Origin of the sequence: Huintestinicola sp. (genome assembly GCF_051882455.1) — a bacterium.
GTDB lineage: Bacteria > Bacillota > Clostridia > Oscillospirales > Ruminococcaceae > Huintestinicola.
This window is the reverse complement of record NZ_JBJERV010000095.1, coordinates 115,971-129,899: the sequence shown is the minus strand read 5'-3', so window position 1 is coordinate 129,899 and position 13,929 is coordinate 115,971. Positions and strand designations below refer to the sequence as shown.

14 protein-coding genes are annotated in these 13,929 nt (G+C 46.9%); 3 read left to right on the top strand and 11 right to left on the bottom strand.

Going from position 1 to position 13,929, the window contains the following annotated elements; all coding sequences use genetic code 11:
• Positions 1–204: 204 nt before the first annotated feature.
• The 3 genes from ACI4J0_RS12125 (at position 205) to ACI4J0_RS12115 (ending at position 4,018) form a co-directional block, all read left to right on the top strand.
• Entirely contained in the window at positions 205–684 is a 480-nt protein-coding gene (locus ACI4J0_RS12125) for an RNA polymerase sigma factor (protein WP_439766074.1), read from the top strand.
• Entirely contained in the window at positions 677–1,894 is a 1,218-nt protein-coding gene (locus ACI4J0_RS12120) for a hypothetical protein (protein WP_439766073.1), read from the top strand. Before ACI4J0_RS12125 ends, ACI4J0_RS12120 begins: the two co-directional genes overlap by 8 nt.
• Before the next feature lie 240 nt (positions 1,895–2,134).
• Complete coding sequence (locus ACI4J0_RS12115; RefSeq protein ID WP_439766072.1) at positions 2,135–4,018, top strand: [Fe-Fe] hydrogenase large subunit C-terminal domain-containing protein; 1,884 nt, start codon at positions 2,135–2,137, stop codon at positions 4,016–4,018.
• A gap of 54 nt (positions 4,019–4,072) precedes the next feature.
• On the opposite strand, the gene ACI4J0_RS12110 is transcribed toward ACI4J0_RS12115, so the two are convergent.
• The 11 genes from ACI4J0_RS12110 to ACI4J0_RS12060 form a co-directional block, all read right to left on the bottom strand.
• Positions 4,073–4,495, bottom strand: coding sequence for a GNAT family N-acetyltransferase (locus tag ACI4J0_RS12110; protein WP_439766071.1), 423 nt, complete (start codon positions 4,493–4,495; stop codon positions 4,073–4,075).
• Complete coding sequence (locus ACI4J0_RS12105) at positions 4,495–5,220, bottom strand: amino acid ABC transporter ATP-binding protein (RefSeq protein WP_439766070.1); 726 nt, start codon at positions 5,218–5,220, stop codon at positions 4,495–4,497. Before ACI4J0_RS12105 ends, ACI4J0_RS12110 begins: the two co-directional genes overlap by 1 nt.
• Positions 5,207–5,911 carry an amino acid ABC transporter permease gene (locus ACI4J0_RS12100; protein WP_439766069.1) on the bottom strand — a complete coding sequence of 235 codons (705 nt, stop codon included), beginning with the start codon at positions 5,909–5,911 and terminating at the stop codon, positions 5,207–5,209. The genes ACI4J0_RS12105 and ACI4J0_RS12100 overlap by 14 nt, the downstream gene beginning before the upstream one ends.
• A 64-nt stretch (positions 5,912–5,975) precedes the next feature.
• Positions 5,976–6,758, bottom strand: a complete 783-nt coding sequence (locus ACI4J0_RS12095; protein ID WP_439766068.1) for a transporter substrate-binding domain-containing protein — start codon at positions 6,756–6,758, stop codon at positions 5,976–5,978.
• A gap of 153 nt (positions 6,759–6,911) precedes the next feature.
• Positions 6,912–7,553 carry a hypothetical protein gene (locus ACI4J0_RS12090; protein ID WP_439766067.1) on the bottom strand — a complete coding sequence of 214 codons (642 nt, stop codon included), beginning with the start codon at positions 7,551–7,553 and terminating at the stop codon, positions 6,912–6,914.
• A gap of 100 nt (positions 7,554–7,653) precedes the next feature.
• The gene (locus ACI4J0_RS12085; RefSeq protein WP_439766066.1) at positions 7,654–8,121 is read right to left on the bottom strand and encodes a hypothetical protein; all 468 of its coding nucleotides are present in this window, start codon (positions 8,119–8,121) and stop codon (positions 7,654–7,656) included.
• A gap of 17 nt (positions 8,122–8,138) precedes the next feature.
• Complete coding sequence (gene ilvD, locus ACI4J0_RS12080; RefSeq protein ID WP_439766065.1) at positions 8,139–9,824, bottom strand: dihydroxy-acid dehydratase; 1,686 nt, start codon at positions 9,822–9,824, stop codon at positions 8,139–8,141.
• A gap of 102 nt (positions 9,825–9,926) precedes the next feature.
• Positions 9,927–10,880 carry an ROK family protein gene (locus ACI4J0_RS12075; protein WP_439766064.1) on the bottom strand — a complete coding sequence of 318 codons (954 nt, stop codon included), beginning with the start codon at positions 10,878–10,880 and terminating at the stop codon, positions 9,927–9,929.
• 21 nt (positions 10,881–10,901) lie between these two features.
• Complete coding sequence (locus tag ACI4J0_RS12070; protein WP_439766063.1) at positions 10,902–12,290, bottom strand: MATE family efflux transporter; 1,389 nt, start codon at positions 12,288–12,290, stop codon at positions 10,902–10,904.
• Positions 12,291–12,318: 28 nt separating this feature from the next.
• Positions 12,319–13,281, bottom strand: a complete 963-nt coding sequence (locus ACI4J0_RS12065; RefSeq protein ID WP_439766062.1) for a type I phosphomannose isomerase catalytic subunit — start codon at positions 13,279–13,281, stop codon at positions 12,319–12,321.
• A 186-nt stretch (positions 13,282–13,467) separates the two neighbouring features.
• On the bottom strand, positions 13,468–13,926 hold the full coding sequence (locus tag ACI4J0_RS12060; protein WP_439766061.1) for a GNAT family N-acetyltransferase: 459 nt from the start codon (positions 13,924–13,926) through the stop codon (positions 13,468–13,470).
• Between the last annotated feature and the right edge of the window lie 3 nt (positions 13,927–13,929).

Sequence of the window (13,929 nt, the reverse complement as noted above, 5' to 3'; positions counted from 1 at the left end):
AAAATGTCAATTGACAAATCGAACAAATTTTCTTGTCACATTTTGACATCCTGCCGCATTTTTATAGTGAGCGCTCAAAACGAAAAAGGGGAGTGATATGTTTGAAAATCAAAGATTTTCAAACATACGAGTTTTGCTTTTCGGACTAAAGTCCGAAATTTTCTGACGAAAACCACAAAACTCTCTCCAAAGGAGGGATATAAATTGAAGCCGAACTTTGAGGAGACCGTAGACAAATACGGAGATATGGTATATAAAACCGCCTATCTTTACAGCGGCACAGTCTCCGACAGCGAGGACATTTTTCAGGAGACCTTTCTCAAGCTGTCAAACCATAAACGGGAATTCAGGGACGAGGAGCATTTAAAAGCGTGGCTCATACGGGTGACGGTGAATTTCTGCAAAATGCTCCACAGAAGTGCCTACAGCCGCTATAAAGCGGAGCTTGACGAAAATATCCCGTCAGAAAATGAAGACGGACTTGAAAAGCGGACGGTAACAGAAGCAGTAATGAAGCTGCCCGAGAGCTACCGCCTTCCCGTCCTGCTGTATTACTACTACGGCTATTCCTGCGATGAGACCGCAAAGCTGCTGAAAATATCCGAGCCTGCCGTAAGGACAAGGCTCAAACGTGCAAGAACTGCACTCAGAAAAGAACTTGAGGAGGTATGGCAAGATGAATAACAGAGAGCTTATTAAAAACGCATTTGAAGATATCGCTCCGTCCGACGAGCTTCTTGAGAAAGTTAAATCGTCACAAACAGCCGATAACAGGAGCCGCCCAAGGCTCAGAAAGGGGATAATTATCCCCGTGGCAGTATGCTTTGCCGCCTGTCTCGGAGTGACCGCCGCAGCGGTAACCGGAAATCTTGATTTTGACGTGCTGTTCGGTGACAGGATAAAGGTAGCCGACAGCGAGCTTGCCGAGGAGCTTGTAGGAAAGGTCAGCAACGTCAGATATTCCGTTTCCGATGATGATTACATCGTGAGCGTGGCAGGTGTAACGGGAGATTCGGATACCCTCTATGCCGTTATCGAGATATCCCGAAAGGACGGCACACCCGTAACGGAGCATTTTCAGAATCCCGCCGATTTTGATCATAATGATTATACTTGGCTTGAGGATAACGTTAAGATAAATAATGCAGTGGGATTTACAGCCCAGATGTCCTGGGGCGGTGGATTTGGTCAATCAATAACAGAAAATGGAAATATAATTTATACAATGGATATTGAAGGCGATGAACCTATTAGCGGCAAAGTAATATCCGCAGAGGGCGATACGCTTGTCGGGTGGGATAAATACAATGAGATATGCGATGAAACAAATTCCTATTACGGAATGAATAAAGGCGAATATGGCTTTTATGACAAAGATACCCACGAGCCGGTACAGGTGGATATCAGTTCTGTGGTAGCCATACCCCTGAAATGGAGCATAAGCTTTAAATATACTGCCTCTGACAAGTCTCTGGACGTTCTCACCTGCAAAGCCCCCGAGGAAAAAGCAACATTCCGTCTCAAGTCTCCCGACGAGATCGGCGACAAAATTTATGAAGGCGGTTCCGAGCGTTATGAATTTGAATGTACCGTAAAGCTTATCGAGATATCTCCCACAGGCGGCAAAATGGATATTGAATTTCCCGGCAATGAAAACAATGATTTCTTTAGGGGAGTTGTGACCGGTATAGAAAACGAAATGTATCTTGTCATGACCGACGGCTCTCTGATACCCGTGTCTATGAATGGCTGGTCGGGCAAGCTTGAAAACGGCACCGCCGAAATGACACTTCACCTTGCATACAGGCAGCAAAGTGATTATTTCCGGAATTATATGGACACTTCCGAGGTCTGCGCATTAAGCTTTAACGGCACAGAGTATCCCCTTGGTTAAAATGCACAGACATTCGGTCCTTGAGAAGGAAAATAAAATGTAAACAAAGTTGTTTATTGGAAATTTTCGTCAAAATAAACAAAAAAACGATATAGTCTCCTAAAATAATACATTTTTCTTGCTATGTGTAAAAAAGTATGATATAATATTAAAAATAATGCTTAATAATTCGTCATTAGCATCGACTAAATTTCTGACCGAATTAAGCAGCTTGATATTATTTCAGGAGGATATCACTTAATGGTAAAGATCGAGCCGAATTTATGTGTGGGCTGTAATGCCTGCATCAGAGCCTGTCCCGTCAACAATGCCAATATGTCTCAGAAATTAGGCGACAAAAACGTAATTACCGTAAATGACAAAAATTGTATAAACTGCGGTGAATGTATCAAAGCCTGCGTTCACAAGGCAAGGTATTATGAAGACGATACGAGCCGTTTTTTCAGTGACCTTAAAAAGGGAAAGAAGATAACCGTTCTGGTGGCTCCTGCGGTAAAAATAGCATTCGGAAGCGGCTGGCGCAATGTGCTCCATGCAGTCCGTCAGCTGGGCGCCGATAAGATCTATGACGTTTCATTCGGCGCGGATATCTGTACATATATGCATCTGAAAGCGGTGGCAGAGAAAAAGGTCGGGAAGATAATCTCTCAGCCCTGTGCGGCTCTCACAGATTATATCCTCAAATACAAGCATGAGCTTATACCCTATCTGTCTCCCGTCCACAGCCCCATTCTCTGCGGTGCGATCTATATCAAAAAGTATTGCAGGGACAGCAATCCTCTTGCAGTCCTTTCCCCCTGCATTGCCAAGAAAACCGAATTTACAGACACAGGCGCTGTGGAATATAACGTTACCTTTGCAGCCCTTGAGAAATACCTCAAGGAGAATAATATCCATATCGTCAGCGGAGAATTTGAATTTGACGGTCTCCCTGCCTACAGCGGCGCGATATACCCGATGCCCGGAGGACTTAAAGAATGTCTCAGGCTGATGGCTCCCGAGCTGCGGGTCATCAACTCCGAAGGCGTGCCTCATGTTTATCACGATCTCGATATGTATCTTGAAACTCCCGAAAGCTCCCGTCCGGCTGTGTTTGACGTGCTTTCCTGTGATTTCGGCTGTACGGTGGGACCGGGAGTTCCGTCGAAGTATAATAAATTTGAGATAATGGATATGATGGAAAAAGTCAGGTCCGATTCCTTTTCACGGCAGCTGAAGCAGACGCATCATAACAAAAACAAGCAGTACAAGCAGTTCGACAGCGATCTCAGGCTTGAGGATTTCCTGCGTTCATACACTCCGAAGCAGCCCGATGTAAAGTCTGTTTCGGAAGGCGATATCAGAAATGCATTCTCGGCTCTTTATAAGGAAAACGAATCCGAGCGGCATTTTGACTGTCAGGCGTGCGGATATTCGTCCTGCCGCGAAATGGCTTTTGCCGTGGCAAAGGGGCTTAATTCCCCGGAAAACTGCCACCAGTATATTCTTAAAAAGAACATTGAGGAGAGCGCCAATATCCAGAAGTTCAATGAAAATATCGTTAAGGCAAATAATGATATCAACGAGCTGACAGCAGCCCTCAACAGCAAAATAAAGCTTGTTTCGGAGAATACTGACAAGATCGTTGCGGACTCGGGAGAAAATGTGTATCTCATCGAGAATGTCAACAGGATCGTATCCGAGCTGCAGGGACTCAGCGATACAATGTCTGCAAATATATCCCAGATAAATTCCATCAATGAGGAATATAATAACAGCTCGGGAATAATCCAGGATATCGCACTCCAGATCAAGCTTCTTTCCCTTAATGCGTCCATTGAGGCTGCTCACGTCGGAGCAGCAGGAAAGGGCTTTGCTGTAGTGGCAGGGGAGGTCGGCAGCCTTGCAGACAAGACCCAGAACGCCACACAGAGCTTTATTACCAGCTACAGCAAGGTTTCGGAAGAAACAAGTATGGTCAATGAAAATATAACCGACATCATTGCCGAAATAAAGGAGCTTTCGGATATTCTTATCAAGCTTAAAAATTCCGTTGAGTCCACAGGCAAAACAGGTTCGGATATTCACGAGCTTATCCAAAGCGTATCGGCAGTTTCGGAAAAAATGAACAATGTTATGAGATGATAAAAATAAATCCGCAGCGGTTTCACACAAATCGCTGCGGATTTAAAATTTATCTCAAAGTAATTTTTTCATGGCAATATGAGGGCAGTATTCGTCAAGATATTCCTCACCGAAAGGGGAGTAGCCAAGCTTTTCGTAAAAGCCCATTGCCCTTACCTGTGCAGAAAGCTCGGTTTCGGTACCTCCAAGCTCACGAGCCTTATTTTCGAGAGCAGTTACTATTTTTTCACCTAAGCCCGATCTGCGAAACGGCTTTAATACTGCTATCCTGCCGATAATAAAGCTTTGTCCGTCAGATGAATACAGCCGTCCGCAGGCAGCGGGAATATTGTCCTCCGTAAAAAGCACAGCGTGGAAGGCATATCCGTCTATATCGTCAAACTCGTTTTCAAAGCCCTGTTCGTCAATGAAAACAGCCTTTCGTATCATAGCCGCTTCGGGAGCCGTTTCAAGCCCCTGTGAAATACGTATCTCCATTACAGTACCTTTGAAAGGAAATCCTTTAAACGGGGATTTTTGGGGTTCCCAAAAAATTCATCGGGTGCGCCCTGTTCCATAACGTTTCCGTCCGCCATAAACATTACCCTTGAAGCGACCTCTCTCGCAAAGCCCATTTCGTGGGTAACGACCACCATGGTCATACCCTCCTCGGCAAGCTCCTTCATAATGCTCAGAACTTCGCCCACCATTTCCGGGTCAAGAGCCGACGTAGGCTCGTCAAAAAGCATAACATCGGGGTTCATTGCCAATGAGCGTGCAATGGCGATACGCTGCTTCTGACCGCCTGAGAGCTGAGAAGGATAATTTTCCGCCTTGTCGGAAAGCCCTACCATTCGGAGCAGTTCTTCTGCCTTTGTGTCAGCCTCGTCCTTTGTCATAAGCCCGAGCTTAACGGGCGCAAGGGTGATATTTCCCCGTATGGTAAGGTTAGGGAACAGATTAAAATGCTGAAACACCATTCCCATTTTCTGTCTCATATGGTTAAGCTCTTTTTCCTTTGCGTGGGTGATATCAACGCCGTTGAAGATTATCTTGCCCGAGGTAGGCTTCTCAAGAAGGTTGAGACACCTTAAAAATGTGCTTTTGCCCGAACCGGAAGGACCGATGACAACCACCTTTTCACCCTTGTCGATGGTTTCGGTAATGCCCTTGAGTATCTCAAGCTCCCCGAAGGACTTGTACAGCTTTTCAACGCTTATCATTAGCCGCAAGCCTCCTTTCAAGACGGGTAACAAAGTGGGTAAGTATCATAACTATAACAAGATATATGAGCGCCACCGCAATAAGGGGCAGGAACGGCTCATATGTATTCGCACGGATAGTATCTCCGCCCTTTGTAAGATCCTGAACGGCAATATAGCCTGCCACAGAGGTCTCCTTGAGCAGAACGATAAACTCGTTTGCAAGAGAGGGGAGAACGTTTTTGAATGCCTGGGGAAGAACGATATAGCTCATAGTCTGGGAGTAATTCAGTCCCAGCGCGGAGCCTGCCTCAAACTGACCGTTATCCACCGCCATAATGCCCGAGCGGACTATCTCTGCAACGTATGCGGCGGAGTTAAGTCCGAAAGCAAGCACTGCGGCGAATATCTTGTCCACCTGAACGGAGGCGAAGATAACAAAGTAAATGATAAGCAGCTGAACGACAACGGGAGTTCCTCGTATCACAGTCAGATATATCTTTGCAAAGAAGTTCAGGACTTTAAGCTTGCCCGTTTTGTCATGGGTGGAGCGGATTATGGCGATAAGAAAGCCTAAGACCATTCCCAGCAGAACGGCGAAAACAGTAATGGTCAAAGTGTTTTTCAGACCGTTGGTAAGGTATTTCCAGCGGTCGTCCTGGATAAAGGTCTTATAAAATTTATCCGCAAATTCCTTTAATACAATTTCCAAGTTATCACCCCTCATTTTAAGAAACGGCTGCCCGTAAAGCTGCGGACAGCCGTTTGAAAATATCTTACTTTCTGACAATAATTACCTGAGTTGCAGTGGTGTAGGGATCGGTGAAGTTAACGTTCTCAAGCCTTTCCTCGGTAACGGTCATACCTGCTGCGCCAACGTCAGCCTTGCCCGAGTCAACTGCTGCAATGATGGAGTCAAATGCCATATTCTCGATCTCAAGCTCCATTCCGAGAATATCGCATACAGCGGTCATCATATCAACGTCAAAGCCTACAACGTTCTCGCCGCTCATGGACTCATAGGGAGGAAATTCGGCATTTGTAGCCATAATGAGCTTTCCTTTGCTTCTGTCAACGCCCTCGGGAGATGTGTAAGGAGTTTTTCCGGCGTCCTCGCCTATCCAGTTTGCCTTGATGGAATCAAGAGTTCCGTCTGCCTTGAGCTGAGCGAGAGCGTCATTTATCTTTCCTGTAAGCTCGTCATTGCCCTTTTTAACTGCAATGGCGTATTCTTCAACGGCAAATGTTTCGTCGAGGATCGTAAGGTCGCTGTTGTTCTGAACGTAGACCTTAGCAGGCTCCGCGTCAATGAGAACAGCGTCGACCTTGCCCTGTTTGAGTGCCTGAACAGCGTCAGCGCCCTTGTTGAAGCGTTCAACATTGTCGGTAACATCGGAGGCATATGCGTCACCTGTTGTACCGAGCTGAACTCCTATAACCTTGCCGTTAAGGTCATCAAGGGAGAAAACGGTGTTCTCGGGAACGCTTCCGCAGCCTGCAAAAATAGCGGCGGAAAGTGCGGCAGCCGCCGCAGATGCGATTATTTTAGATAATTTCATTTCATATCGTCCTTTCAGAGGTAATTGATTACAAACCAATAAGTATTATAATACAAATCCCGGATAAATTCAAGTGATAAAGATGTTATTTTACATTTTACTAAAAAAATATATACTATCCCAAAAGCAAGAGAGCGTTTGGGATAGTATAATTTAATTTTTTGGGGTGGGAGCCGCATTTCCCTGAGTGTTCTCGGCAGCGGGAGCATCAGCAGTCTCAAAGGTTTCGGGGATAAATCCGTCCTCGTCAGCAAGATGCAGATCCTCCTCCTCGGGAGGCTCGGGCGGGAATACCCCGTTTTTAAGCTGCTCAAGAGTATTTCTTGCATTATCGGTAAGCCGCTTCTCATATGGTTCGAAGGAGGCAAAAAAGGCTTTCCATTTTTTTTCAAGGTTAGGGTCGGTAGTCTCGGCGCTGTTCTGAGGAGCGATCTTTCTCCACTCACGGCTGATGAGGGACATAATGAATTTGTCCAGCCTTTCCTCGATCATTTCCTTGTATTCGGAAGGAGTGGGGTGACGGAAACGGTGAAGATCTTCTATCTTGATAAGCTCGTCGATATTTTTCATTATGTTATCGTACTTTTTAAAAAGCAGACCAATGTTTGTGACCTTGTTTATGCTTGAGATATTCTCGTTGATGACTTTAAGATATTTGCTTATGTAAATTTTTGTCATTTTCTCGAGAAATTCCTCGGACACCTGAAGCTTTTTTTCATCTATATCAAGAATAATGTTCTGGAGCTGAACCTGCTTGTTTCTGCGCTGCTTATTTTCGTTATCGAATAAACCCATAGCACCAAATCCTTTATGTTAAATTTCGATTAACCTTTTATTATTATATCACAAAAAAATTTAAAATGCAAGAGCTTTTTTGCATATAAAAAGCTGAACATCAGAACAGATTTGGCTCGGCGTCCTGAATTAACCATTTTCCGCCCGAAAAACGCATGGCGATCGTAACGCCGTTATATGAAACGCTGCTTCCGCTGCAGAAAAAGTCGATATCGGCGGTGCATATCCATTCCGTAAGACTGCCGTTCATTTTATGTTCGGTTATCTTAACGTTGGCGCTGAGATTATCTGTTTCCTCAAGCTCCGAAAATTCGGGGAGACCGCGCAGTCCGCTTGTGCAGGCGGCTTTGAAATCGCTTTCGCTGCCGCTTGCATAAATGTCTCCGGGGGATACCGTTTTCGCATATTCCTTGAAATTAGCCGAAGCAACAGCGGAGCAGTATTTCAAGGCAGCCGTATCCTGACCGCCGATAAATTTCGAGACGGCAAGAACTGCAATAAGGATAAGTATTACAAATGCGGTAAGCGCCTTGCCCGCCTTTTTTGCGCCGCTTTCGGTTTTGCTCATATTTTTTACTCCAATAATTATTCGTTCTTGAGAACTGCGCCCTGTGCACCCGAGGTAACGAGAGAAGCGTATCTCTTGAGATAGCCCTTGAGCTCCTTCTTCTTGGGTGTAAATTCTGCCAGTCTGCGCTCAAGCTCTGCGTCATCGATATTAAGCTGAATTTTGTAGTTGGGGATATCGATGGTAATGCTGTCGCCGTCCTTGACAACGCCGATAACGCCGCCTACAGCTGCTTCGGGAGAAACGTGACCGATGGAAGCGCCTCTTGAAGCGCCGCTGAAACGTCCGTCGGTGATAAGAGCAACCGATGTGCCCAGACCCATTCCCTGGATCGCGGAGGTAGGATTGAGCATTTCTCTCATACCGGGGCCGCCCTTAGGACCTTCATAGCGGATAACAACAACATCGCCTTCTTCGATCTTGCCGCCGAGGATAGCCGCCTGAGCGTCCTCCTCGCAGTCGAATACCTTTGCAGGACCTGTATGTGTGAGCATTTCGGGTACAACAGCCGAACGCTTTACAACGCAGCCGTCCTGTGCCAGATTTCCGCGGAGAACAGCAATTCCGCCTGTCTCGCTGTAGGGCTCTTCAATGGGACGGATAATATCGTGGTCCTTGTTTATGCAGCCCTTGATGTTTTCGCCCACGGTCTTTCCGGTAACGGTGATAAGATCGGTGTAAAGGAGTCCCTTCTTGTCAAGCTCGTTCATTACGGCATAAATTCCGCCTGCTTCATTCAGCTGCTCCATATATGCGTGACCTGCGGGAGCAAGGTGGCAGAGATTGGGAGTCTTTGCGCTTATCTCGTTTGCAATGTCCAGGTTGATGTCAATGCCGCATTCATGTGCGATAGCGGGAATGTGGAGCATTGTGTTTGTGGAGCAGCCGAGAGCCATATCAACGGTAAGAGCGTTCAAAAATGCTTTCTCGGTCATAATGTCTCTGGGACGGATATTTCTTCTGTACATCTCCATTACCTGCATACCTGCGTGCTTTGCGAGACGTATTCTTTCGGAATAAACGGCAGGGATTGTACCGTTGCCCTTTAAACCCATTCCGATAGCTTCGGTAAGGCAGTTCATGGAGTTTGCGGTGTACATTCCCGAGCAGCTTCCGCAGGTGGGACAAGCCTTGTTTTCAAATTCCCGGAACTCCTCTTCGGAGATCTTGCCTGCGGTGTATGCGCCTACAGCCTCAAACATACTTGAAAGGGAGGTCTTGCTGCCCATTACGTGACCTGCAAGCATGGGACCGCCGGAAACGAATACGGTTGGAACGTTTACTCTTGCGGCAGCCATAAGCAGACCGGGAACGTTCTTGTCACAGTTGGGTATCATAACAAGAGCGTCGAAATGATGAGCGAGAGCCATACATTCGGTGGAATCGGCGATAAGGTCACGGGTAACAAGGGAGTACTTCATACCCTGATGACCCATTGCGATGCCGTCGCATACAGCGATAGCAGGGAATACAACGGGAGTACCGCCTGCCATAGCCACGCCAAGCTTTACAGCCTCCACCAGCTTGTCAATGTTCATATGACCGGGAACGATCTCGTTGTAGGAGGATACAATGCCGACTAAGGGCTTCTTCATTTCCTCCTCAGTCATACCAAGAGCGTTGAAAAGGGAGCGCTGGGGAGCCATTTCGGCGCCTTCGCAGAAAAAGTTTCCGCAGTCTGTGCATTTTTCGTTACAAGACATTTTATATTACCTCTTTTTCATATATAAATTTGTTTCCTTATATGTAGCCGCAGCTTTAAAGCTTCGGCAATAAGTTCTTTAAAAACAGCTTACGAATGTTTCTCAGCTCTCCAGACCCAGGAATGCCGCACCGATAATACCTGCGTCATTGCCGAGCTTAGCAATTACTATCTCGGTATTCTGAGAGAGCATACGTGTGTAGACCTCTTTCTTGACCAGATCCTTGACGGGGAGAAGCAGAGGGTCGCCCTCGTTGCATACGCCGCCGCCAATGCAGAGGATATCAGGCTGGAAAATGTTGATAGCGTTTGTGATGCCTGCCGCAAGGTACTTGCAGTATTTGTTTACCACCTCTGTGCCTGCCTTGTCGCCCTCTCTCATAGCCATAAATGCGTGACGTGCGGAGAATTTGCCGTCAGTCTCGAAATACTTGTTTAGAACGGATGATTTGTCAGCCTCGGCAGCCTCCTTTGTCATACGGATAAGACCGGTAGCGGAGGAGAATACCTCAAAGCAGCCCTTTCTTCCGCAGGTACACTGAGGACCGTCCACCTCGATGACCATATGACCAAGCTCAGCACCTGCAAGGTTAGAGCCTGTGAGAATTTTTCCGTCAACAATGATGCCTGCGCCTACGCCTGTGCCGAGGGTGATGCAGACAGCGTTCTTTGCGCCCTTTGCAGCACCTGCCACAAATTCGCCGTATGCAGCGGCGTTTGCGTCATTTGCCACATAAACGGGCTTGTTTATATGCTCCTGAATATACTTTCTTACGGGAACATCGTGGAAATCGAGATTGTTTGAATAGGGGATAGTGCCGTTAACATTGTCGGCGATACCGGGAGTACCCACGCCTATCCATTCGATATCGTCAATGGATATCCCTGCCTGCTTGCACGCCTCTATGGATACCTTTGCCATATCGTCGCAGATATCCTTTGCGGGACGGGGGCAGAGAGTTTTTGTGGAAGCCTTTGCGATTATCTCAAAGTTTTCGTTTACAACTCCTGCCTTGATATTAGTTCCTCCAAGATCAATGCCAATATAATACTTCATTTTCTTCAACCTTTCAATATATTATTCCGAAGCCACGATATTCCGCAGCCATACGCCTTTTTTAATAAGGATAAAACCGATCGTCACCTTTATTATGTCGACAAGCTGGCATAAAAAATACACTTTCAGAATGTCAAGCTTTGTAAAATGAATGAGAAGCAGGGCTGTGGGGATAGTTATCGCCCATACATAAGCGCTGTCGAAAAGAAACGTGATGAACGTTCTTCCGCCCGAGCGCAGGGTGAAATATGCCGCGTGCATAAACGCCGCCATAGGCATAAACATTCCCGATATGGTTATTATCTTCCCCGCAAGCTCTCTTATTGCGTCGGTGGTGTTGTAAAACATTGGGAAAATGCCCGAAAATGCTGCCATCAGACCGCCTGTGACCGTTCCTGCCGCAACAGTGAAGAGGATAAGCCTTGTATCCGTTTCTCTTGCTTTTTTCATATCTCCCGAGCCGAGTATCTGACCCACGATAATGCCCACCGAGTTCCCGAGAGCGATGAAGATCACCGCAAAGAGGTTGAATATGGTGGAGGAGATGTTTGTGGCGGCTACCACGTCAACGCCCCGCATAGAGTAGCAGCGGTTCAGTGTAGCCATTCCGGCAGACCAGAGACATTCGTTTATCGCAAGGGGAAGTCCGCTTATAACGATCTTTTTTATAAGCTCGCGGGGAACCGCAAGAGTGCGGAATGCTCCTTTGATAAATTCATTCTTATGGGCATTTCGGTGGGTCCATATCACAACTCCCGCACATTCGGCAAAGCGTGCGATGACCGTTGCAAGCGCCGCGCCCTTCACGCCCATCTGAGGCAGTCCCAGATTGCCGAAGATAAGAGCCCAGTCCAGAATGAGATTTATAAGCACCGCCGCAAGCCCCGCAAACATGGGCGGAAAGGTATGATTCGTTTCTCGGAGCGTGGAGGCGTAGACCTGAGTTACAGCAAAGGGGACAAGCCCTGCCATCATTATCCTCAGATAATCCTGTCCCGAGGAAAGGATAAGAGCTTTGTTGCCGCTTTCACCGTTTCCCGTAAGGTATGAGGAGATAAGGTCTGTGCCGAATATGGACAGTATAGCCAGACCTGCAGCAAGCACGGTTATTCCCGTAGCAGCCTTGAAGCGAAAGGTGTCCCTGACGCCCTTGCTGTTTCCCTGACCGAAATACTGCGCCCCGAATATTCCCGCTCCCGAAAGAGAGCCGAAAAGAGTAAGACTGAACACAAAGAGAAGCTGATTTACTATCGCTGTTCCCGACATCTGCTCCGTGCCCAGCTGTCCGACCATAATGTTGTCAAGGAGGGCAACAAAGTTTGTGATGCCGTTTTGTATCATTATGGGAACGGCGATAAGAAGAACCTTTTTGTAAAAGCCTGCGTCACCCAATAATTGTCTGTTTGCCATAGAAATTCACCATAAAAAATCGGAAATGTCAATCGATATGAGTCATTACCGCCGAGCATTTGCCTGTAAGCTCAAATTTGCCGAGACCCGCAGGAACGAAAAGGCTGTCGCCCTTTCCAAGCTCTGCAGCGGAGCTGTCGGCAGCGGAAAATACACATCCGCCCTCTGTCACGAGGATATGCACAAAGCTCTTGCTGTCAGCCTCAAGGGAAGCACGTGTGTCTATCTCAAGAGCGTCAACGGTAAAATACTCGCAGGAGGCAAGTCGCTTTTCGCTCCAGCCGTCCTTCTGAACAGGGTCAGTAACGGGATAGGGCTTTGCAGGACAGAGGTTTGTAACGTCCACAGCCTTGTCGATATGGAGCTGTCTGGGCTTGCCGTCAGCGCCTACTCTGCCGTAATCGTAAATTCTGTAGGTCGTGTTGGAATTCTGCTGTATCTCGGCGATAAGGATACCCTTGCCGATAGCGTGGAGAGTGCCTGCCTGAATGAAGAACACATCTCCCTTTTTAACTGGAACAGCGTTTGTTACCTCAAGAAGAGTGTTATTTTCTATCCTCTCCCTGAATTCCTCCTTGGATATCTCGTGCTTGAAGCCATAGAGCAGGGCAGCGCCCTCGTCGCAGTCAACTATGTACCACATTTCAGTCTTGCCGTACTCGCCTTCAACGCGCATTGCATAATCATTGTCGGGGTGCACCTGGACGGAAAGGTTGTCCTTTGCGTCAATAAGCTTGATGAGGATAGGGAAGTTCTCAAATTTTTCGCAGTTTGTTCCGAGAACGCTTTTGCCGTTCTTTTCAATGTACTCTGCAAGAGTAAGACCTGCAAACTTGCCCTCTGCAACAACGGAATTTCCGTCCTTGTGGCAGGAGAGCTCCCAGCTTTCGGCGATCTTCTCAAAATCGCAGTCCTTTCCGAAATCGTCTCTGAGACGTGTGCCTCCCCAGAGATAGTCCTTGAACGCAGGCTTCAGCTTTATAGGTTCCATAGCATTTTTCTCCTTTATTTACAAGATGATCGGCTTACCCAAAGGACAAACCGCAGCTTTTTACACTGATACATATATTATATTACCACATTATCCTTGATTTGTCAATCACGAATAGAGTTTTTGAATATATTCAGATGAAAAAAGACCTGTCCGTTCAACAACTCCTCGGGACGGGTCTGTTATTCATTTATAAATATGCCTGTAAAGCTTTGAGTCCCCTCCGCTGTCCTCGCGGACATTGCAGAAATGCTCCCAGCCGTATTTTTCGTAAAAGCCGTTATGAGATGTCACAAGGTAAAGCACGTCAATGCCCCTGCTGTGCATATCCTCGCAGACAAATTTAAGCAGATATCCCGCAATGCCTCTGCACCGATGGGAGCTTTCCACATAAACGGCGCAGACATTTGGCGCAAGGTCTTTCCTGTCGTGAAAATCGTTTTCTATCACGCCCATGCCTGCGATGATACTGCCGTTTTCCTCAATGATATACCACTCCGGAACGGCTCCTTCGTTTTTGACGCATTCCTCCATACTTTCAAGGTATGCGTCCTTTGGTATGCCCCATTTTTGATGGAACCACTCAGCGGCAGCATCAATTTTTTCGGGGTGTTCTCTCAGTAATGTAACTCCTGCTTCTGACATAAA